The sequence below is a fragment of the Vibrio sp. genome (assembly GCF_050299255.1).
GTDB lineage: Bacteria > Pseudomonadota > Gammaproteobacteria > Enterobacterales > Vibrionaceae > Vibrio.
In genome coordinates, this window is record NZ_JBNKVP010000040.1 from 9293 (window position 1) to 32348 (window position 23056).

Sequence of the window (23056 nt, forward strand, 5' to 3'; positions counted from 1 at the left end):
GTGCCAAACAGGCTGATGTAGTAACGACGTAACTGCTTGATGGCGCCTGCGCGACGATCAGAGATGGTCAGCTGACCGGATTCAGCGTCATATTGATTAGTACGAATATCTTGTCGCAGTAAGCTTTCCAACTGCGCTTGTTCATCGATACTCAACTGGTCAAAAGGTTGGCCAAATTGTGATTGAGCACTGAGCTCAAGCCAGTTTTGAGATTCGCGATGAACCCAGTCTGCGGTCCAGTCCGGGGCAACATAAGAACCGTGTCCCCAAATGGAACCCAGTTGATGGCCACCCATAGAGCGCCATACCAGTTGGCCGTCCTGGATTTGTTGCTCGGTATAAACCACTTCGCCAGATTGAGTTTTAACCACGGTTGGGATTGGGGGAGCCTGGCGGTAGATCTCACTACCCAAGCTCAAAAGGATAGTGAACGAAGTAACGCACACTATCACAAGAGCAATCAGGGAAAGCTTCTGTTTAGTCATCTTCTGATCCTTTAGACATTATAAGACAAGAAGACTATTACAAGCTTTGTGCCAACTTTTATATTATTGATTTTATTGACTTTGTGAGTCACACCTTTGTCATTGGGATAAACTGATTTTTTGTCTTATTGATATGAATTTGTCAAAAGTACAATTTATTTTAAATTCAGCCGTTTTAGCAGTCGATGCAAATTGCCCGGATTCATTTTAAGTTGCTTGGCAGTAGCACTGAGTTTGTTGTTGTTACTCTGATAGGCACTCTGGACAAAATAGATCTGAAACTGCTCCATTGCCTCCTTAAGGCCGAGATGGTGAAATTTATCAGGCATAACGGATAGGTCTGAAGTGGCTACCGTCTGGTTATCGCCAGTTGCGCTCACGGTAGAGTTAAGCCGAAAGTGTTCAGGTAGCAGCACTAGCGCATCGCTCTGACTGTCTGAACGAGCCAGCACAGAAGCTCGGTTAATGGCATGCTCCAGTTCACGGACATTGCCCAGCCAACTATGGTTTTGCAGTAGGTGCAGGCTTTGGGGCGCCAGACTGATGGTCGAGACCCCCAGTTTGTGTGCGCACCGTTCAGCAAAAAAACCGGCCAGCAGAATGATGTCACGCTCTCGTTCGCGCAGTGGCGGGACAAACAACGGAAAGACACTCAGCCGATGGTAAAGATCGGCGCGGAATCGCCCGGCGGTGACTTCTTCGTGCATGATCCGGTTGGTGGCAGCGATGATACGCACATCCACTTTTATATTCCTATCGTCGCCCACTCGTTGAATGTCACCGTACTGCAACGCCCGCAGTAACTTGGCTTGCAGCGCCAGAGACAGTTCGCCGATCTCATCCAGAAACAGGGTGCCGTGGTTGGCCAGTTCAAATTTACCCTGACGGTGGCTGATGGCACCGGTAAATGCCCCTTTGACATGGCCGAATAGTTCACTTTCCGCTACTGATTCAGGCAGCGCTGCGCAGTTCAGGTAGACCAGAGGTTTACTGGCCCGGTCCGACAGAGCGTGAATGGCATTGGCAACCAACTCTTTGCCCACACCGGTTTCGCCCATGATCAAAACGGACAGATCAGTATTAGCGACAGCATCAATGTGGGCCTTCAATTCGGTTATTGCCTGAGACTGGCCGATGATTTCATTGGGTAAACTGACATTACGACTGTGGCTGGTTTCATTCAGCTCCACAGCCGCAGACCGTTCCAGTTTTTCCATTAGCAAGGCGGTATTTAAGCTGCTGGCGGCCAGGGCACTGATGATGCGCAGATCTTCGTCAGGAAAGGCGTTGAACTGAGTGGGATCGAAAGCATCGATCGTGACTGCGCCAATCAGCCGGTCATCAAGCATCAGCGGCAGTCCGATGCAGGAATGCACTTTCAGCTCATCGTCATGGTTAGGGATCAGACCATCATAGGGATCCGGCAGATCACTGTCTGAGGGGAAACGCACGATGTCACCGGCACGAGCGATCGCTTCCAGGCGTGGGTGTTTCTCTATTTCGAACCGCCGACCGAGCACATCATCGCTTAATCCGTTGATCGCCAGCGGCACGAACTGTTGATCGCGAAACAGCAATAGCGCTGAAGCGTCACTTTTCAAAGACTTACGTATGGTAGACAGCAGGCGATCAAACCTGTCCTGGTCGGATATTCCTGACGTAATATCCAGTGCCACTTGTACCCATTCCTGTCCCATTTGCTCTTTGACCATGCTGTCAGACTCATTATTTTGTGAATGAGACAAGATTTTATCTGATTGACAAAATAATCGCATTATCAATCAGACAAAAATGGCTAAAATTATTAATAAAAATTCAATAAATCATAATGTTAAGAATGTGGCATGTGGAATGCAGTGTGGGTTGATGAAAGGTAACAGGTTATCGGTAAGCCAACATCATTGGTGATCCCGTGTCATAACAAAAGCTTACAGGAGAATACTTTATGTCAATGGTTGCGAATCTGTTGAAAGTCTCGCTGACGGCCGGTGGAATCTATCTTGGTGTGACGGTGTTGCCGTCAATGCCAGCCGTGTTTCAGCAACTCTGTCTGGAAATGGGTTGGCTAAGCTGAGCAGGATTTTACTTTGTTTTAGTGCTGATTGGTTGTGCAGGCCAAATCGTTATCTTTATTCCATTAAAGGCAAGTGGAAGTTAGCTAAGTTTAAGAAAAACAAAAAAAACTCAGCTGTAGAATATATATGTAGCTATTATTATGGATATTGTTATCAGTTAGGTTACGTATGAAATAGATGGCTTTAAAAGGGAATTTTAGTCAACCGGTTTTTAGCACAGGCCATTGGATATGAAAGCACGCCTTTGGTTACTGATGATGCTGGTGGGAGTGCTGGCCGGGATCGCCCCCTCTCAGGCGCACCACACGGATGTGGCAGACCCTATGGCACAGGGAAAGATGCTGAAAATTGCTATGTTTATCCCAGGGTCAGGCACTGACAGTTTCTGGACCCGGGTGCTGGATAGCTCGCGCGCCGCTGCCGCCGATATGAATGTCGATTTGGTGGTGTATAACAGCTTAAGTGTCAATGAGTTGATCGCCAACGCCAAACGGGTAGCGACGCTCGATTTTGATGCCGCCATAATGACAGCGCCCTGGGATGGCAGTGAAACGGCAATGGAAGCGTTGGACAAAGGTGGATTGCCCACACTGCTATTCAACTCCAAGTTCAGTGACCCGAACCTGGTCCCCCGAGTGCAGTTTAAAAATTGGTTGGGGGGCATCTACCCTAATGATTTTCAGGCCGGAAAACTATTAACCAACCGCCTGCTGCTTCAGGCTCCCAATTTCAACCGACTTATCGTGCTGCTGGGCAGTGACACCAGTTCGGTGTCGCGCCAACGTGAAGCGGGAATGAGGGCCGCGTTAGAAGAGTTGGCATTTAAAGGTAAACTGGAAATCGTCAATACCCGCTGGAATGAACAAACCGCCAAGATTGAGTTGAATAAATTGCTGGACCAAAGCCGTGAGGTCTCTGCTGTGTGGGCCGTAACCGGTGAGCTGGGTCTGGCCGCACGGCAAGTGTTGTCCGAACGGATCAAAAATTCGCAAAACATTCCCGTGGGTGGTTTTAACTGGGGAGCTCGCGACATCGAAGGGCTAGAGAACGGCCAACTGCAGGTGTTAGTGGGCGGCCACTACCTTGACGGCGCTTTTGCTATCAGCATGTTAGTGGATTACCTGCATGGACTCGATTTTGCGACGCAGACTAAAGAGTTTGAATCGCTGATGGTGGCGCTGGATGACAATAATCTGGGTCGGTTCCGCCCCCTGCTCAAGCTGTCAAGTCAGGTGAACTATCAGATTTTGTCGCTGGCCTATAATCCCCAGCGCTTCCGTTTTGATTTTGATGTCGACACTGCGTTGCAGTTGATCACCAGCCGGCGCCGCGATCGACAGTTAGAGCTGCCGGCAGCGCTCAGTGCCTGGGCTGAACAACATCCCATTATTCGTTTTTCTGCAGACCCTTCAGTGGCACCGTTTGAATATATAGAAGAGGGCGAGTATCAGGGATTAATGTCGAGTTACCTGAATGAAATAAGTCTGCTAACCGGATTGGAATTTTCACTGCAACACGCCGGGAAAAGTTTTTTTGAAATTGAACAGCTACTCAAAAACAAGCAGGTTGATCTTATTCCACTGATGGTGCCGTCGACCGAGCGCTCACAATACATGAACTTTTCCGATGCGGTGTTTTCGGATCCCATCGTGATTTTTGGCTCTGAACAAATCGGCCCGGTGAGTGGAATTAACTATTTCCGTGGTAAAAAAGTGGCCGCGGTGAAAGGTTACTACTCTTCGCGCCTGCTCGCGCAGGAGTACCCCTCAATTATCCTGGTTGAAACCGCCAACAGCACCGATTCGTTCAGACTGCTGGCCAACGGCGAAGTGGATGGCGTTGCAGAATCGGTCACCTCCGGAATGTACACGATTAATAAAGCGGGCTTTAAAGGATTGAGCCCGCTGGCCCCGGTAGGTGAGCGCGTCGAACTCACCATCGCGGTGCGAAAAGACTGGCCGGAACTGGTCGATATTATCAACGCCGCGCTGGCCAAGATTGACGAACCGACCCGTAAAGCCATTTATGATTACTGGGTAAGATTGCAATACCAGGTTGGGTTAAGCAAAGAGGCCCTTTATCAGTGGGTTGGTTACCCGGTCGCATTTCTGGTTGCCTGGCTGTTAGTTTCATACCGTTCAAGATCTAAGCTAAAACGCCAACTCAAGGCCAATCAAAGATTGAATAAGCGCTTTAAAGCCTTATACGACAGCGCATCTGATCTGATTTTTCTGGTCGGTTATAACGGTGATATCAATGACTGTAACCATGCAGCCGCCGCCAGATTGGGGTATTTAACCGTCAAGAAACTGAATGGTTTGTCGCTGTTGGATGTATCGCCCAGAACGCAGCCGGATGGCAGTGACTCTATGGAACGACTGCACGAGATGTTACAGCAAGTGGTCGACAACGGCGAAGTGGTCACCAGTTGGAACTTTCGCAGCTCATTTGGCGATCAACAAATCAGTACCGATCTGATGCTGAAAAAAGTCCATGTCGATGATAGCCCGGTTATATTGGTGACCGGCCACGATATAACGGAAAGCTTGCAGCTTAAGCAGAAAATTGAAGCCGAGCGGAATATGCTGCAGGAGTTGTTTGATCAGTCTCCGGTGGGGTTGCTGTTGATCGCGGATGGTTACTGTCAGTTCGTTAATCCTAAGATTCGTGATTTGACCGGCATTGAAACGGGGCAGAGTGTCGAGTCCGTCTTTGTCCATCAGGAGCAGAGCGAGCAATTTTATGACGCGATGGACAGCGATGATGAGCAGTTTTCCCAGAATGTCATCTGGCGGGCTGACAATCAGCAGCACCTCAAAGTGTTACTGAACTGTCATCGCTACGTATTCCACGAACACGATGCCTGGTTATGCTGGGCGCTTGATGTGACCGAGTATGAACGTATTCAGGATGCTTTGGCAGACGCGCAGGATGATGCCCATGCGGCGGCCAGAGCACAGGCTCGTTTTTTGGCGAGTATGTCCCATGAAATTCGTACCCCTCTGAATGCGATTTTGGGCATGGCTTACCTGGCCAGTCAGAACAGTTCCGATAAGTCACAGCTGCGCTATATCAACAATATTCACAGCTCGGCATCCAGTCTGCTGACCATTATTAGCGACATACTCGATTTCTCGAAAATCGAAGCGGGCAGGCTGCAACTGGATATTAATCAGTTTGACCTGTTCAAACTGTTGAAAGAGTGTTCGAGTGAAGTGGCCTTCAGCGCCGAACGCAAGGATATTGAGTTGGTGATTGATGCACAGGTTCACAGTCCACGGCTCTGGCAAGGCGATCCGCTGAGAATCAAACAGGTATTACTCAATCTGCTCAGTAATGCGGTTAAATTCACGCCAAATGGCGGACTGGTAACGATAAAACTACGTTGTGAGATGGGTGAGTCGGAGCGATACCAATTGCATTTTGAGGTCAGTGATTCCGGTATCGGTATGTCACCTGAAGTGGTCAAGCGACTGTTTACGCCCTTTTCACAGGGAGATGCTGCCAATTCCCGTCGATTCGGCGATACCGGGCTGGGGCTGGCGATTACCAAAAAGCTGGTGGAGCTGATGGGAGGAGAAATCCGGGTAGTGAGCGAGCAGGGTCAAGGCAGCCGTTTTAGTTTTACAATTGAACTGCAGGCCGTGGAACCTGAACCGGCTTTTGCCCAGTCAACCGCTTACCGGCAGATACAAAACCAAGAAGTTTGCCTGGTTGGTCAGCAGACGGCCGGTTTAACTATTCTGCAGGAGATGCTGTCGGTGTTCGGCGTGCGTCACCATTACCGAGCCGACCTCGCGGCTTTGGTCGAACGGCCTCCACAGCGTATTGATACCATCATCTGTATGGGATTGAGTGAAGACGAAGTAATGAGTTCTTATCACCGACTGCTGGAGCTGGGCCACTATAACTACGTCAACTGGCTGTTTGTAGTGAGCCAATATGAAGATGCCGAAGGGCTCGCCTCGGTTGCGCGCTCAACTTTGCTCTATCGACCGGTGATTCCTGCCGAATTGTTTGACGGCTTGTTAGCCAATTATTACGCGCCGCAGCCACAGTTCAGCGGAGACAACACAACTTTATCTTCTCGTCAGGAGAAAGGTTATCTGCAGCAGTGCCAGCTGTTGTTGGTAGAGGATAACCAGCTTAATCAGGAGCTGATCCTGGGTATTTTTGACCCATTTGGTTTGGATATCGATATCGCCAACAATGGTCAGGAGTGCCTCAATATGTTGGCAGATAAACAGTACGACCTGATATTGATGGATTGCCAGATGCCGGTTATGGATGGTTACGAAGCGACACGCAGAATTCGTCAGCAGCCAGCCTACGAGCAGTTGCCGATTATCGCCCTGACTGCGGATGCCCTGCAAGGCGACCGAGAACGGACACTGGAAGTGGGGATGAGTGACTATATCGCTAAACCGATCGATATTCCCAACCTGTTCCGGGTGCTGGATAAATGGCTTAAACCTAAAGTAGAGGAACAACCTTTGCAATCCGAACAGGAACGGATTGAGCCAGACGTTTTTGAGCATCTTAACAGCGACTATCTTGATGTGGTCGCCGGGTTACTCAGTTGCGACAACAACCAGGAATTGTATCAGCGCATCCTGAACTCATTTGTCAGCTCGTACAGCGATGGTGATCAGAGCCTGGAAGCTATGATAGAGCAGGGGGATATCAAGTCAGCCAGACGTTTGATGCACAGCCTGAAAGGCATTGCTGCCAGCATTGGAGCGATGCCACTTTCCAGATATGCCAAGAAAATAGAACGTATGTTAGCGGAGCCGGACCATCTGAATGCTGAATCCTTGTCTGAGGTGGTCGGGCAATTGAGTGAACTGCTGATGATCACCATCACGGAAATAAAGAAAACCAACTGGAATCATAGCGACAGGGAGATGCGTAACAAAGAGATTACACCTGAGCAAATACAACAGAAGCTTCATCGTCTGGTACAAGCGCTGAACAACTACGATACTGAATCTGTGGAGCTGTTTGAAGAAATTGCGGAATTAAACGTGTTCAGTGACGAATTAACTTCATCGCTATATCAAAAAATCTCGACCTACGAGTTTGCCGATGCGGCCAAGCTCATAGCGAATGTTCGATTGGGAGGAGAGGCGTAATGGCAAACGACAACACTATCGCGGTTGAACAGAAACCTATGTTGCTGGTTGTGGATGATACGCCAGAAAATATCGAATTGCTGGCGGGCGTCTTAAAGGACGAATACCGCATTAAAGCCGCCCGTAGTGGCGCGAAGGCGATTGAAATTGCCACTACGGTACCGAGACCGGATTTGATTCTGTTGGATATTATGATGCCGGAAATGGACGGATATGAAGTGTGTCAACGGCTGAAAGCCAAGTCAGAGACGCGACATATCCCGATCATTTTTGTTACGGCTAAAATCAGCGCTCAGGATGAGATCAGAGGCCTTAACCTGGGGGCGGCTGACTATCTGACTAAGCCTATCACGCCGGACATCGCCAGACGGCGTATCAAAACCCACCTGGCTTTGTACCAACAAAATCAGGCCCTGTACCAGTTGACCAAACAGCAGACCGAAGAAATTAATCAGGGCAAGCGGGAGTTGCTGCAGGTACTGGGTAAGGCGGCGGAGTATAAAGACAACGAAACCGGCATGCATGTAATCAGGGTTGGCGAGTACGGCCACATTCTGGCAACTGCACTCGGCTTGCCGGTTGAGGAAGCTGACATCATCCGCGAAGCGGCACCCATGCATGATATTGGTAAAATCGGCATTCCAGACCATATTCTGCTGAAAAATGGCAAACTGGATGATGAAGAGTGGGCGGAAATGCAAAAACATGTTGAGTATGGTGTCGACATTCTCAGCACCTCAATGAGTGGCTCACGTATGGTGGATGCCGCCAGACTGATTGCTGGCAGTCATCACGAAAAGTGGGACGGTAGTGGATATCCGAAAGGTTTGCGTGGCAACGACATTCCCATCGAAGGACGTATTATTGCCCTGGCCGATGTATTCGATGCTCTGACGTCAGAACGACCCTACAAACGAGCATGGCAATTGGAAGATGCGGTTAATTTCATCCGTCAGCAGGCCGGTAAGCACTTTGATCCGGCGATAGTGGCGGCATTCGTCGAACATCTGGATAAATTTGTCGAGGTTCAGCACCGATATAAAGATGAATAAGGACCGTTTACCACTGTTCAGGCATGGTAGATGACCTTACGGACAAACGACTAATGGCAAAATCTAAGATTGAAATAATCGGTATTGGTGTAATTCTTCCCGTCGCACAGTTTGATTTATGGTGATTTTTCCAAGTTAATCACCATAAATAGTATAAAAGGTGAAATTTGTCACTATTAAATATCTGAATACTGATTGGTAAATTCCACATACTCTTTTGCTTCAATTTTAATAGCCATTCTACACACCCCTTTAAACGGGCCTTCATACACTAAGGGCAAAAATAGAGTGACTAAATATTCACCGCCTACCTTTTATGATGGAATGGAATAACAATCTAAAATATTCTCGTTAAATAATATTTTATAAATAAGTGGCAAAGTGGTGATGCTACTCACAAATTGACTATTGCGAGGGGTGGGTTGTTATAAAATGTTAACTGGGTAGGATTCCTGTTGTTAATTGATTGGCACAATGTTCAGCATAAGATGCTAATAAAGTGTATCTTATCAGTTAAAATTACAGCAAATGTAGCTATAAAACTAGACTATATTCTGCATTATAACCAACTCAGCAGCATGTGCTGATACTGATAAAATTGTTGACTACAACCGGGTTCAAGACAAATTTTTGCTACATTTTTATGGCAAAATTACCCGATGATTGATAATGTGTGCCGCAATCTTTGTACGGTTTTAGATTTTTATGCTTAATATTTGAGCTAAAAAAATCTAAATCACTACTCCAGAGTGGTGAATTTTTAAACGACAAAGAAGTCATGGATGCAATATAAAAACTTGGAGTTTTACGCATGTATAAGAACAAAATCACTCAAGCTCTTCTACTAGGGGCTGGTTTGGCAGTCGCTGCTACTTCTGTAAACGCAGCGAACGTTCCTGAAGGTACCAAACTTGCAGCAAAGCAAGAACTGGTTCGTGGTAACGGCACCGAAGTGGCGTCTATTGACCCACACAAAACTGAAGGTGTGCCAGAGTCTCACGTAATTCGTGATCTGCTAGAAGGCTTAGTGAACCAAGATGCTGACGGCAACACTATCCCTGGTGTCGCTGAAAGCTGGGATACGACAGACAACAAAACTTTCACTTTCCACCTGCGCAAAGATGCGAAATGGTCTAACGGCGATCCAGTCACCGCTGAAGACTTCGTTTACAGCTTCAAGCGCGCGGTAGATCCTGCTACAGCATCACCATATTCCTGGTACCTGGAAATGACCACTATGGTGAACGCTGCTGACATCATCGCAGGGAAAAAAGACAAAGATACTCTGGGCGTAAAAGCATTGGACGCGAACACGCTTGAGATCAAACTGGAAACTGCACTTCCTTACTTCGTTAAGATGATGGGCCACACCACAGTGAAGCCTGTACATCGCGCTACAGTTGAAAAATTCGGCGACAAGTGGACCAAACCAGAGAACTTTGTCGGTAACGGCGCGTTCGTTATGGACAACTGGGTAGTCAATGAGCGTATCGAATTGAAACGCAACCCTAACTACTGGGACAACGAGAACACTGTTCTGGATAAAGTGACTTACCTGCCGATCGAAAACCAGGTTGCTGAAATGAACCGTTTCTTATCGGGTGAAATCCAGATCACAAACGAGCTACCTATCGAGCACTTCAAACGTCTGCAGAAAGAACAGCCTGAATCGGTGCAGGTTCAAGGTAACCTGTGTTCTTACTACTACGGTTTCAATAACCGTAAAGCACCGTTTGACGATGTACGAGTTCGTGAAGCACTGTCGTACGCCATCGATCGCTCTATCATCACTGACGCCATTCTTGGCCAGGGCCAGAAACCAGCGTTCTTCCTGACTCCGGAAATCACTGCGAACTTCAACCCTGAGATGCCAGCTTACGGCAAGCTAACTCAGAAAGAGCGTAACGAGAAAGCGCGTGAACTGTTGGCAGAAGCAGGCTTTGATAAGTCAAACCCGCTGAAATTCACTCTGCTGTACAACACTTCAGAAAACCACAAGAAGATTGCCACTGCAATCCAGTCTATGTGGAAGAAAACTCTGGGTGTAGACGTTTCACTGGAAAACCAAGAGTGGAAAACTTACCTGGATACCCGCCGTCAAGGTAACTTCGACGTGACTCGTGCTGGCTGGTGTGGTGACTACAACGAAGCTTCTTCGTTCCTGTCACTGATGCAGTCTAACAACAGCTCAAACGATCCTAAGTACAACAGCAAAGAGTACGATGACGTCATGGCGAAAGCGATGGAATCTACTTCCGAAGCTGAACGCGAAGAGTTGTACGTACAAGCTGAAAAACTGCTGGCTCGCGATATGCCTATCGCGCCTATCTACCAGTATGTTAAGTCTCGTCTGGTATCACCTACCGTAGGTGGCTACCCATCGAATAACGCTGAAGATAAGATCTTCTCTAAAGATCTGTACATCAAAGCGAAGTAATTCCCTAACAGGTTAAAACTATAATAATAAGACGCTGCATGTGAATAATCACATGCAGGGTCTCTTTCTATTTAATTGTCACAGACTGAAAGAGTGAGTTTATGTTTAAATTCATTGCAAAACGGATATTTGAAGCGATTCCAACTCTGTTGGTATTGATCACAGTATCTTTCTTTCTGATGCGTTTCGCACCAGGTAACCCGTTCTCAAGTGAACGACCATTGCCGCCAGAGGTAATGGCCAACATCAATGCCAAGTACGGTTTGGACAAACCGGTATTTGAGCAGTACACGACCTATCTGACCAACATTATGGTTGGCGACTTTGGTCCATCATTTAAATACAAAGATTTCACAGTAAATGAACTGATTCGCGACGCTCTGCCGGTATCGGCCAAAGTGGGCTTTGCCGCGTTCATTTTCACCGTCATTATGGGGGTTTCGGTCGGCACCATAGCCGCACTGAGGCAAAACTCCTGGCTCGACTACACCATAATGGCGACCGCCATGCTCGGGGTGGTGATGCCATCCTTCGTGTTGGCACCGGTTCTGATCTACATATTCTCGATCAATCTAGGCTGGTTCCCGGCCGGGGGATGGCTCGATGGCTCGTTTAAATACATGGCACTGCCGGTTATTGGTATGTCGCTGCTGTATGTTGCTACTTTTGCCCGTATTACCCGTGGTTCGATGATCGAGACTCTCAACAGTAACTTTATCCGTACTGCCCGTGCAAAAGGACTGAGCTATCGTTATATCGTGCTGAAACACGCGCTGAAACCTGCACTATTGCCAGTTGTGTCTTACATTGGACCTGCGTTTGTCGGCATCATCACAGGTTCGGTGGTTATTGAAACCATCTTTGGTTTACCTGGTATCGGTAAATTATTCGTAAACGCCGCGTTCAACCGTGACTACTCGCTGGTTATGGGTGTGACTATTCTGATCGGCTTGTTGTTTATCCTGTTCAACGCAGTGGTGGACATCCTGCTGGCGGCTATTGATCCGAAAATTCGCTACTAACAGGGAAACAAGAGTATGTTGACGAAAAAAGAAAACCTGCAAGCGATCGAAGCTTTTTCAGAAAACCTGGAAATCGAGGGTCGCAGCCTCTGGCAGGACGCCCGCATCCGTTTTATGCGTAACAAAGCCGCTATGGTGAGCCTGGCGATCCTGTTCTTAATGACACTGGCGGTAATCTTCTTACCTATGGTTGCCCCGTTTGCTTATGATGATACTGACTGGTATGCCATGCATGCGGCACCGTCGATGGAACACCTGTTCGGTACCGATGCGCTGGGGCGTGACCTGTACGTGCGAACTCTGGTCGGTGGCCGTATCTCACTGATGGTGGGCGTGATGGGTGCCCTGGTTGCGGTTCTTATCGGTACACTGTACGGCGCGGCATCCGGCTTTATTGGCGGCCGTACCGACCGCATCATGATGCGGATTCTGGAAATTCTGTACGCGATTCCATTTATGTTCCTGGTTATTGTCCTGGTGACTTTCTTCGGCCGGAACATAGTGCTGATATTTGTCGCGATTGGTGCGATTGCCTGGCTGGATATGGCCCGTATCGTGCGTGGTCAGACACTAAGTTTGCGCAGTAAAGAATTTATTGAAGCGGCGCATGTCTGCGGTGTGAGTAAATGGAATATCATTACTCGCCACATCGTGCCAAACGTACTGGGTATCGTAGCCGTTTACTCAACGCTGCTGATCCCAAGTATGATTCTGACCGAATCATTCCTTTCATTCCTTGGTCTGGGTGTTCAAGAGCCGATGACTAGCTGGGGCGCACTGTTGCAAGAAGGTGCGAATACGATGGAAGTTGCCATCTGGCAGCTGGCCTTCCCGGCAGCCTTCATGGTAGTGACCCTGTTCTGTTTTAACTACGTCGGTGACGGCCTGCGCGACGCGCTGGATCCAAAAGACAGATAAGTCAAAGCGACAAGATTTAAGGAAGCAATGATGAATTTATTAGATGTCAAAGATCTGCGGGTCGAATTTACTACCCAAGATGGTATCGTCACCGCAGTGAACGATTTGAACTTCTCCCTGAAACAGGGTGAAACCCTGGGTATTGTGGGTGAGTCAGGTTCGGGCAAATCACAAACCGTATTTGCCATCATGGGCCTGCTGGCCAAAAACGGCATTATCTCCGGTAGCGCTAAGTTTGAAGGCAAAGAGATCCTCAACCTGCCGGAAAAAGAGCTGAACAAAGTCCGTGCTGAGCAGATCGCCATGATCTTCCAGGACCCGATGACCTCGCTGAACCCATACATGAAAGTCAGCGATCAGCTGATGGAAGTGTTGATGCTGCACAAAGGCATGGGTAAAGCAGAAGCGTTTGAAGAGTCAGTACGCATGCTGGAAGCGGTAAAAATCCCAGAGGCGCGTAAGCGTATTACCATGTATCCGCACGAGTTCTCAGGCGGTATGCGTCAACGTGTCATGATCGCTATGGCGCTGCTGTGCCGTCCAAAGCTGTTGATTGCTGACGAACCTACTACGGCACTGGATGTGACGGTGCAGGCGCAGATTATGGATCTGCTGAACGAACTGAAAAGCGAGTTCAACACCGCAATTATTATGATCACCCATGACTTGGGTGTCGTGGCTGGCTCCTGTGACAAGGTGCTGGTCATGTACGCCGGTCGTACTATGGAATACGGTACGGTCGACGAAATTTTCTATCAACCTAGCCACCCTTATGCGGAAGGTTTGCTGAAAGCGATTCCTCGTCTGGATACGGAAGGTGAAATTCTGCCTACAATTCCGGGCAACCCGCCAAACTTGCTGCGTTTGCCAACCGGTTGTCCTTACCAGGAGCGTTGTCACCGGGTAACGGACCGTTGTAAGCGTGAAGCGCCGGTTCTGGAACCGTTTGGTGAAGGCCGCCACCGCGCCTGTTTTTCTGATTGGGAGGCTTGGACAAAATGATCGACGAGAAAAAACTGCTGCTTGATGTAAAAGATCTCAAAGTACACTTTAGCATTGCATCGAAATCCTCCTGGCCCTGGTCAAAACCGGCCAACCTGAAAGCGGTTGATGGCGTCAATGTACGCCTGTACGAAGGCGAAACTTTGGGTGTGGTAGGGGAGTCCGGTTGTGGTAAATCGACTTTTGCCCGCGCTATTATTGGCCTGGTTGAAGCGACTGCCGGTAACGTGGTTTGGCTTGGTCAGGACGTGACCAAAATGCCGGAGTCTCAGCGCCGTGAAACGCGCAAAGAGATGCAGATGATTTTCCAGGATCCGCTGGCGTCACTGAACCCGCGTATGACGGTAGGGGATATCATTGCTGAGCCACTGCAGACTTTCTATCCTGAGCTGAGCAAAGACCAGGTAAAAGCCAAGGTAAAAGAGATGATGGCCAAGGTAGGTTTGCTGCCTAACGTTATCAACCGTTACCCACATGAATTCTCTGGTGGCCAGTGTCAGCGTATCGGTATCGCTCGTGCATTGATCCTGAACCCTAAGATGATCATCTGTGATGAACCGGTATCGGCTTTGGACGTATCCATTCAGGCTCAGGTCGTTAACCTGCTGAAAGAACTACAAAAAGAGCTGGGTCTTAGCCTGGTGTTCATCGCCCATGACCTGTCAGTGGTGAAACACATCTCTGACCGCGTACTGGTGATGTACTTGGGCAACGCGGTGGAGCTGGGTGAAGCGGAGGATCTGTTTGCCAATCCGACCCACCCATACACCAAGGCTCTGATGTCTGCGGTACCAATCCCGGATCCGAAACTAGAACGCAGCAAAGAAATCCAGATGCTGGAAGGGGATTTACCTTCTCCTATCAGCCCTCCATCAGGCTGTGTTTTCCGCACCCGTTGCCCGTTGGCGAACGAGGGGTGTGCCAAAACCAAACCTCAGCTGGAAGGCACTGAACGACATTCAGTCGCCTGTCTGCGGGTAGAAGTTTAAAGTTTCACTATTCAGCCTGTGACGGGCTTAAGCGCGGTTCCCTTACGGGCCGCGCTTTTTTTGTGTGGTGACGAACGACAAAAAACGTCGTTGGTTGTTCAAAATCTTTGAATAACTGGGCCAATTTCATCGGGGCTAATTTAGAAGAGAAATCCGTATAATACCCTGTATAGGTTGGTATAAATAAAACGTGACAATTTAGAATATAACGGAGGAACATGATGGGTAAGCTGATTGAAGGCGTGTGGCATGATATCTGGTACGACACCGAGTCTAATGGCGGTAAGTTTATCCGTGAAGACGCGGGATTTCGCAACTGGATAGAAAATAAACCCAATGCCCGCTTTCAACCTGAATCCGGCCGCTACCATCTCTATGTTTCGCTAGCGTGCCCCTGGGCGCACCGTACTCTGATCTTTCGCAAACTCAAAGGATTGGAGCCACATATCGACGTTACTGTTGTCTGCCCGGATATGATGGCCCAGGGCTGGCAGATGGGACTACCCGAACCGCTGTTTGGTCATACTTACATGCACCAGATCTATACCCAGGCAAAACCGGATTACACCGGTCGGGTGACCGTGCCCGTATTGTGGGACAAAAAACACCAGACCATCGTCAGTAATGAGTCTTCCGAAATAATCCGTATGTTCAACTCAGAGTTTAACCATCTGACCGGCAATACAGACGATTACTATCCGCAGGCGCTACAGCCCGTAATTGACCAGTGGAATGAGTTTGTATACCCCAACATCAATAACGGTGTTTATCGTTGTGGCTTCGCGACTCAGCAAGCCGCTTATGAGGAAGCCTACGACAAACTGTTCGCTGCGTTAGATAGGGTAGAAGAACATTTGGCCAGTCATCGCTATTTGGCCGGCAACCAGATTACCGAAGCCGATTGGCGCCTGTTTACGACGTTGATTCGCTTTGATGCGGTTTATGTCGGCCACTTTAAGTGTAATAAGAAGCGGATTGCGGATTACCCCAACATTCAGGGCTATCTGAAAGAGCTATATCAGGTTGATGGTGTCAAGCAGACCACCGATTTTTATCACATCAAAAGGCACTACTACTACAGTCATACCGGAATCAATCCGACTCAGGTGGTGCCAAAGGGCCCCGAACTTGACCTGGACTCCCCGCATAACCGGGATAAAATGAGCTTCGTGTCGGCGGCCAATTCGTCTCTGCAGGTATAAAAAAAGCCCTCGGATATCCGAGGGCTTTTTACATCTTTAGCCGCGATTAAGCTTGTTCCTGTCCCGCTTGAATCGCTGTCAGGGCGATGGTGTAAACGATGTCGTCGACCAGCGCACCACGTGACAGGTCGTTCACAGGTTTGCGCATACCTTGCAGCATTGGACCGATAGAGACCAGGTCTGCTGAACGCTGTACCGCTTTGTAAGTAGTGTTACCTGTGTTGAGGTCAGGGAATACGAACACAGTAGCTTTACCTGCCACCGGCGAATTCGGCGCCTTAGAAGCCGCCACGTTTTCCATGATGGCTGCATCGTATTGCAGCGGACCGTCGATGATCAGATCAGGACGTTTTTCTTGGGCAATCCTAGTGGCTTCACGTACTTTATCAACGTCTGCACCCTGGCCGGATGTACCGGTAGAGTATGAGATCATCGCTACGCGAGGCTCAATTCCGAAGGCTGTCGCCGAGTCGGCAGACTGAATAGCGATTTCCGCCAGCTGCTCGGCATTCGGATCCGGGTTGATCGCACAGTCACCGTATACCAGTACCTGGTCAGGCAGCAGCATAAAGAAGATTGACGACACCAGAGATGCATTTGGCGCGGTCTTAATCAGCTGCAGAGGTGGACGGATGGTATTGGCGGTGGTGTGAACCGCACCAGATACCAAGCCGTCGACTTCCTCGCGCTCTAGCATCATGGTACCCAGTACCACAGTGTCTTCCAGCTGTTCGCGAGCGACAACTTCGGTCATGCCTTTGTTCTTACGTAGCTCAACCAGGCGAGCAACGTATTTTTCGCGTACCACTTCTGGGTCGATAATGTCGATACCCGTTCCCAGAGTAACGCCTTGCTGCTCAGCAACGCGGCGGATTTCTTCAGGGTTACCCAGCAGCACACAGTTTGCGATACCGCGCTCGGCACAGATAGCCGCGGCTTTAACGGTACGAGGCTCGTCACCTTCAGGCAGGACGATACGTTTACCAGCACGACGGGCGTACTCTGTCAGCTGATAACGGAACGCCGGCGGGCTCAGACGACGGCTGCGCTCTGAACCTTCAGTCATTGAATCGATCCAGTTACCATCAATGTGGCCGGCAACGTGGTCGTTGACGAATTCGATACGCTGTTTATCGTCAGTCGGAACTTCCAGGTTAAAGCTCTGCAGGTTCAGTGACGTTTGCCAGGTATTGCCCTGGGCTTTGAAGATAGGCAGGCCGGTTTCAAAGGCTGGCTTACACAGCTCAGCGATAGACGCTGGAATATCATAACCGCCGGTCAGCAGGATGGCACCGATTTCAACACCGTTCATAGCTGCCAGGGAAGCGGCCACAATGACGTCCGGACGGTCAGCGGAAGTTACCAGCAGAGAGCCGGGCTTAAAGTGCTCAATCATGTTCGGCAGTGAACGGGCACAGAAAGTTACGCTCTTAATGCGGCGGGTTTTGATTTCACCGGCATTAATGATATCGGCGTTAAGATGCTTGGCCATATCGATGGCACGGGTCGCGATCAGGTCGATGCTCCAAGGCACACAACCCAGCACACGAATCGGGCTGGAATTGAAAATCTGCATCACTTCCAGCGTATGTTGATGAGTCACGTCAGCATCGTCAAAGATATCAGACAGATCCGGGCGAGTGCGGCCCGCTTCATCAACTGGGGCATTCAGTTTGTTGATGATAACGCCGGAGATGTTTTTATTCTTGGTGCCGCCAAAGTTAGAGCAAGCGACTTCAATGCGTTCTTTCAGCTGAGAAGGATTATCGGTACCAGGAGTGGCAACCAACACAATTTCAGCACCCAGGGTCGCGGCAATTTCAGCGTTTACCTGGTTGGCAAAAGAGTGTTTACGGGTTGGCACCAGACCTTCCAGCAAGGTCACTTCTGAGTCCTTGTTGATTTGGTTATAGCGTTCAACCACGGTTTCCAGTAGTTCGTCCATGCGATCGTTACCGATCAGGTTTTCGGCTACCGACATCTTCAGCGGTTCGCCAATTTTCATGTCGCTGTTGACCGACACTATGGTCGACGTCAGATCTGGCAGGTCGCCGCCGCTACGGGGCTGGGCAATCGGTTTGTAGAAAGAAACTTTAACGCCTTTGCGCTCCATGGCACGAAGGACACCCATGCTCACGCTGGTCAGACCGACACCAGCGCTGGCAGGAATAAGCATAATAGTACGAGACATTCGCGAAGTACCTTTAGCTAACATAACTTAAAGCTCAATAGGGGGAGTATTTCGAACAGTTCAAGAAATGCTACTGAGCCCTGAAAAAAGGCTAGCCAATCGGCTAGCCCATCAAGTGATTACAGCGCTGCCAGACGGGCAGTGTCTTCTGCAATAACCAATTCTTCGTTGGTAGAGATAACCATCGCTGGAACACGGCTGTCAGCAGTAGTAATAACACCTTCGCCACCGAAACGTGCTTTCAGGTTAGCTTCACCGTCGACTTGGATACCGAAGATACCCAGGCGGTTCAGAACCATTTCACGGATTGGAGCAGAGTTTTCACCGATACCACCGGTAAATACGATGGCGTCCAGACGACCATCTAGAGTCGATGTGTAGCCAGCAACATATTTAGCCAGACGGTGGCAGAACACATCCATGGCACGAGTGGCTTCTTCTTTCTCACCGTAGTTGTCTTCAACAAAACGGCAGTCTGAAGTCACTTCAGTCAGACCTTGCAGGCCAGACTCTTTAGTCAGCATAGTGTTGATCTGTTCTACCGAGTAGCCCAGTGCATCGTGCAGGTGGAAGATGATCGCCGGATCGATGTCGCCACAACGAGTACCCATTACCAGACCTTCCAGTGGCGTCAGACCCATAGAGGTATCCACAGACTGGCCGTTTTTGATCGCACAAACAGAGGCACCGTTACCCAGGTGGCAGTTGATGATATTCAGTTCGTTCGCAGGTTTACCCAGGCGCTCTGCTGCTTCACGGGCGATAAACAGGTGTGAAGTACCGTGCATGCCGTAGCGACGAATACCGTGCTCTTTATAAAGATTGTATGGCAGGGCGTACAGGTATGCTTCCTGAGGCATTGTCTGATGGAATGCAGTGTCGAATACCGCTGACATTGGCAGGCCTGGGAAGGCTTTCTGTGCCGCTTTAATGCCGATAATCGCAGCCGGGTTGTGTAGCGGTGCCAGAGTCGCGCAGTCTTCGATACCTTTTACTACTGTCTCGTCGATAAGAACAGACTGAGTGAATTTCTCACCGCCGTGAACGACGCGGTGGCCAACAGCTTTCAGCTGTTCAGCAAGTTCTGGTTTAGAAGCAAGAATAGTCTCTACAATGAACTGCAGTGCTTCATCGTGAGCCGCACCGTTACCCAGTTGAGCTTCGTGTTTGCCGTCCAGTTTCCATTTGATACGGGCTTCTGGAAGGTGCAGACATTCTGCAAGACCGGTTAGGTGCTCGTCGCCGCTGTCTGCATCAACAATGGCAAACTTAAGCGAAGAACTACCGCAGTTTAGAACTAAAACTAGCTTGGACATGAGTGACTACCTGTTATTCGTCTGATATTTACATCAGTAAGGATGAAAAATTAATCTCTAGAATAGTCGAATTTTGTGAACTCGAGGCTATTCGTGGTCAAAAAAAGTACAAAATCCATCTGAATGAAACGTTGCGAATCCAGCAACGTGGTATGCGCGTGCCTTGCCGAAAGAGCTACAAGGTTGCCTAAATTGTAAATAAGAGCAACAATGACATTGTAGGCCTGCATAGGATTGCGATAATAGGCCGGTATAATAACAAAAAATATTTGAAATAATATTAACATTTGTCAATTTTTTACGCCTTCAGTTGAAATGTTCAATTTAATTTTAGTTGAAGTGGCGAATTCAAAAGTGAAGTGAGATGTCGTATGAGCAACAATTCAGGACTGATTCATAACTTCAGGGCCGGACAGAAGTACATGGACACCTGGCCTATGCGTAAAGAGTTAATCCCACTCTTTCCGGAACAGCGCATCATTAAAGCGACGCGATTCGGAATCAAAGTGATGCCAGCCATCGCCGCAATCAGTGTCCTTACCCAAATGGTTTTCCACAATCCACAGGCCCTTCCTCAGGCAGTGGTGATAGCCCTGTTTGCCATTAGTCTGCCGCTGCAAGGTATCTGGTGGTTAGGTAGTCGCGCTAACACTCAGTTGCCGCCCTCACTGGCTGGTTGGTATCGTGAGATTCACTCAAAAATTACCGAAAGTGGTTTTGCACTGGAACCGGTCAAACCCAAACCCCGCTATAAAGAGTTGGCCCAGGTGCTCAATCGTGCGTTTCGTCAGCTGGATAAATCAGCGCTGGAACGCTGGTTTTGAGCCAGCGCTCTGAACGGACTAAACCGACTCAGTCAGGCAGAAACAAAAAAGCTCTCGCAATGCGAGAGCTTTTAACATTTATAATGGCTAACAGGTGCGTAACGCGCGGCTGTTAGTTAAACATCGCGATGGCTTCAGCCGGATCGATGTATTCCAGATCGAAGCTTTCTGCTACTTCTTTACAGGTTACTTTGCCGTGAATCACGTTCAAGCCTTCCAGGAAGCCGTTGTCGTCCAGCAGCGCTTGACGGTAACCTTTGTTTGCCAGCTTAACGATGTATGGCAAGGTTGCATTATTAAGAGCGAATGTAGAAGTGCGAGCAACCGCGCCAGGCATGTTAGCAACACAGTAGTGAACAACGTCGTCAACAATGTAAGTTGGGTCTGCGTGAGTAGTCGCGTGAGACGTTTCGAAACAACCACCTTGGTCGATAGCTACGTCAACAACCGCCGCGCCAGGTTTCATCTTAGCGATGTGCTCTTTAGTCACCAGTTTTGGCGCCGCGGCACCTGGGATTAATACTGCACCGATAACCAAATCGGCCGCCAGAACATGCTTCTCAATGGCGTCTTCAGTAGAATAAACCACTTTTGCACGGCCCTGGAACTCTTCGTCCAGTTTACGCAGCGTATCAACGTTGCGATCCAGAATGGTCACATCAGCGCGAAGGCCAACAGCCATGCGAGCTGCGTTGGCACCCACTACGCCGCCGCCGATTACCACAACTTTAGCTGGCTCAACACCAGGTACGCCACCCAGCAGCAAACCACGGCCACCGTGAGATTTTTCTAAAGTTTGTGCACCCGCTTGAATAGACATGCGGCCCGCGACCTCAGACATAGGCGCTAATAGTGGCAAGCGACCCATATTATCTGTTACAGTCTCGTATGCAATACAGACAGCTTTGCTCTTGATAAGGTCTTCGGTTTGTGGAAAATCTGGTGCGAGGTGTAAATAAGTAAATAAAATTTGCCCCTCTTTGAGCATTGCACGCTCGACAGCCTGAGGTTCCTTAACCTTAACAATCATGTCTGCTTTCGCGAATACGTCAGCAGCAGTAGGAAGAATGGATGCACCTACGGCGATGTAATCATCGTCCGAAAAACCGATGCCTGCGCCGGCATTGGTTTCAACGTACACTTGGTGGCCGTGTGAGATAAGTTCACGCACACTGGCCGGGATCATACCGACACGGTATTCATGGTTCTTGATTTCCTTTGGAACGCCAATGATCATCCTGACTCCTTAGTATTATTTGGTTGTATTAACTGTTTGTAGGGTAATTCTATCGAATTAATGCCTAGTATAGTGCTAGTGTGATAAAATTTGATACTGAATATTAAAAAGTTGTAGTATATTTTTTTGCAAGGAAGTAATAAGGTGGAATAAAAAATGGCAGACAACTATAAAAAGCCGTCCAAGGATCTAGACCGTATCGATCGCAATATTCTTAATGAATTGCAAAAAGACGGTCGTATTTCGAACGTTGAACTGTCCAAACGTGTAGGACTTTCTCCTACACCTTGTTTAGAACGGGTTCGTCGACTAGAACGTCAGGGTTATATCACGGGTTATACCGCACTGTTGAATCCACAGTATCTGGATGCATCATTGCTGGTATTCGTTGAGATTACTCTTAACCGAGGTGCTCCTGACGTATTTGAACAGTTCAACACTGCAGTGCAGAAGCTGGATGACATTCAAGAGTGTCACCTGGTTTCCGGAGATTTTGACTATTTGCTTAAGACTCGCGTATCGGATATGAGCGCTTATCGTAAGCTTCTGGGCGATACTCTGCTGCGTCTGCCAGGTGTTAACGACACGCGCACCTACGTAGTCATGGAAGAGGTCAAACAAACTAACCAGTTAGTCATCAAAACTCGTTAATCCAGTTTTGTACTACGAATCATGGCGTTTCTGTCCATATTCTGACGTTATACAATTGGGTTTTGTTGCCTGATATGGTTAAATCTTTCTGAGCGGCTTTGGCCGCTCAGATTGTTTTTGCATGCTGATTTCTTTTGCATGTTTCTGGCTATCACTCGTCCAAATTCCAGATGGAGTTGGCAATAACAGATTCAAGTTGGTTTATGTTCAGAGAGAACAAAGATAAGGTTCAGACCATCATCAAGACAGGCGACGCACCATTGGCTTCTCATCTCAACGGCTTCCAGCGCCTTAAAGAGTGCGGATTGATTCTTGCCGTGCTGGTGTCGATTTTACTCTCCGTATCCCTGTTTACATTCAGCCCTGCGGACCCCTCATGGTCACAAACCGCGTGGGGAGTGGAAATTGAAAATGCCGGTGGCCTACTCGGGGCATGGGTGGCTGACACCTTATTTTTTACCTTCGGTTTACTCGCCTATATTATTCCGGTGCTTTTGACACTGGCAGCCTGGATTGTGCTGCG

The 23056-nt window shown here is 48.8% G+C and carries 16 protein-coding genes and 1 pseudogene; 12 read left to right on the plus strand and 5 right to left on the minus strand.

Annotated features, from left to right (window positions below; translation table 11 throughout):
- Positions 1-485: pseudogene (locus tag ACQY6F_RS11775) on the minus strand (nitric-oxide reductase large subunit); the annotation flags it as partial.
- A gap of 155 nt (positions 486-640) precedes the next feature.
- Complete coding sequence (gene norR / locus ACQY6F_RS11780; RefSeq protein WP_428774582.1) at positions 641-2197, minus strand: nitric oxide reductase transcriptional regulator NorR; 1557 nt, start codon at positions 2195-2197, stop codon at positions 641-643.
- A 233-nt stretch (positions 2198-2430) separates the two neighbouring features.
- Between norR and ACQY6F_RS11785 the strand changes: the two genes are divergently transcribed.
- The 9 genes from ACQY6F_RS11785 (at position 2431) to ACQY6F_RS11825 (ending at position 16314) form a co-directional block, all read left to right on the plus strand.
- On the plus strand, positions 2431-2559 hold the full coding sequence (locus ACQY6F_RS11785; protein ID WP_428774584.1) for a hypothetical protein: 129 nt from the start codon (positions 2431-2433) through the stop codon (positions 2557-2559).
- 231 nt (positions 2560-2790) lie between these two features.
- Positions 2791-7692 carry an ATP-binding protein gene (locus tag ACQY6F_RS11790; protein ID WP_428774586.1) on the plus strand — a complete coding sequence of 1634 codons (4902 nt, stop codon included), beginning with the start codon at positions 2791-2793 and terminating at the stop codon, positions 7690-7692.
- Entirely contained in the window at positions 7692-8744 is a 1053-nt protein-coding gene (locus tag ACQY6F_RS11795) for an HD-GYP domain-containing protein (protein ID WP_428774587.1), read from the plus strand. The genes ACQY6F_RS11790 and ACQY6F_RS11795 overlap by 1 nt, the downstream gene beginning before the upstream one ends.
- An 811-nt stretch (positions 8745-9555) precedes the next feature.
- Positions 9556-11181, plus strand: coding sequence for an ABC transporter substrate-binding protein (locus tag ACQY6F_RS11800; RefSeq protein ID WP_428774589.1), 1626 nt, complete (start codon positions 9556-9558; stop codon positions 11179-11181).
- Between the two features lie 101 nt (positions 11182-11282).
- Positions 11283-12203 carry an oligopeptide ABC transporter permease OppB gene (gene oppB, locus ACQY6F_RS11805; RefSeq protein ID WP_428774591.1) on the plus strand — a complete coding sequence of 307 codons (921 nt, stop codon included), beginning with the start codon at positions 11283-11285 and terminating at the stop codon, positions 12201-12203.
- 15 nt (positions 12204-12218) lie between these two features.
- Complete coding sequence (gene oppC, locus ACQY6F_RS11810) at positions 12219-13121, plus strand: oligopeptide ABC transporter permease OppC (RefSeq protein ID WP_428774592.1); 903 nt, start codon at positions 12219-12221, stop codon at positions 13119-13121.
- A 30-nt stretch (positions 13122-13151) separates the two neighbouring features.
- A complete protein-coding gene (locus ACQY6F_RS11815; RefSeq protein WP_428774594.1) occupies positions 13152-14123 on the plus strand; it encodes an ABC transporter ATP-binding protein in 972 nt (323 codons plus the stop codon).
- Positions 14120-15112, plus strand: a complete 993-nt coding sequence (oppF, locus tag ACQY6F_RS11820) for a murein tripeptide/oligopeptide ABC transporter ATP binding protein OppF (RefSeq protein ID WP_428774596.1) — start codon at positions 14120-14122, stop codon at positions 15110-15112. Before ACQY6F_RS11815 ends, oppF begins: the two co-directional genes overlap by 4 nt.
- 221 nt (positions 15113-15333) lie before the next feature.
- The gene (locus ACQY6F_RS11825) at positions 15334-16314 is read left to right on the plus strand and encodes a glutathione S-transferase family protein (RefSeq protein ID WP_428774602.1); all 981 of its coding nucleotides are present in this window, start codon (positions 15334-15336) and stop codon (positions 16312-16314) included.
- Positions 16315-16360: 46 nt separating this feature from the next.
- Here ACQY6F_RS11825 and pta read toward each other — a convergent pair whose 3' ends face one another.
- Together pta and ACQY6F_RS11835 are read right to left on the minus strand one after the other, a co-directional pair.
- Positions 16361-18505: a phosphate acetyltransferase gene (gene pta / locus ACQY6F_RS11830; RefSeq protein ID WP_428774597.1), complete on the minus strand. Its 2145-nt coding sequence runs from the start codon at positions 18503-18505 to the stop codon at positions 16361-16363.
- A 119-nt stretch (positions 18506-18624) separates the two neighbouring features.
- Positions 18625-19821: an acetate kinase gene (locus ACQY6F_RS11835; protein ID WP_428774598.1), complete on the minus strand. Its 1197-nt coding sequence runs from the start codon at positions 19819-19821 to the stop codon at positions 18625-18627.
- Between the two features lie 371 nt (positions 19822-20192).
- Here ACQY6F_RS11835 and yfbV point away from each other — a divergent pair, with 371 nt between their 5' ends.
- Positions 20193-20645 (plus strand): terminus macrodomain insulation protein YfbV, encoded by a 453-nt coding sequence (gene yfbV / locus ACQY6F_RS11840; RefSeq protein ID WP_428774599.1) that lies wholly within the window; start codon positions 20193-20195, stop codon positions 20643-20645.
- A gap of 112 nt (positions 20646-20757) precedes the next feature.
- On the opposite strand, the gene ald is transcribed toward yfbV, so the two are convergent.
- On the minus strand, positions 20758-21882 hold the full coding sequence (gene ald, locus ACQY6F_RS11845; protein WP_428774600.1) for an alanine dehydrogenase: 1125 nt from the start codon (positions 21880-21882) through the stop codon (positions 20758-20760).
- 156 nt (positions 21883-22038) lie between these two features.
- On the opposite strand from ald, the gene lrp reads away from it, so the two are divergent.
- Together lrp and ACQY6F_RS11855 are read left to right on the plus strand one after the other, a co-directional pair.
- Positions 22039-22533, plus strand: coding sequence for a leucine-responsive transcriptional regulator Lrp (gene lrp / locus ACQY6F_RS11850; protein ID WP_017033863.1), 495 nt, complete (start codon positions 22039-22041; stop codon positions 22531-22533).
- 203 nt (positions 22534-22736) lie between these two features.
- Positions 22737-23056, plus strand: a 320-nt coding sequence (locus ACQY6F_RS11855) for a DNA translocase FtsK 4TM domain-containing protein (protein WP_428774601.1), incomplete at its 3' end; no start/stop codon positions are given.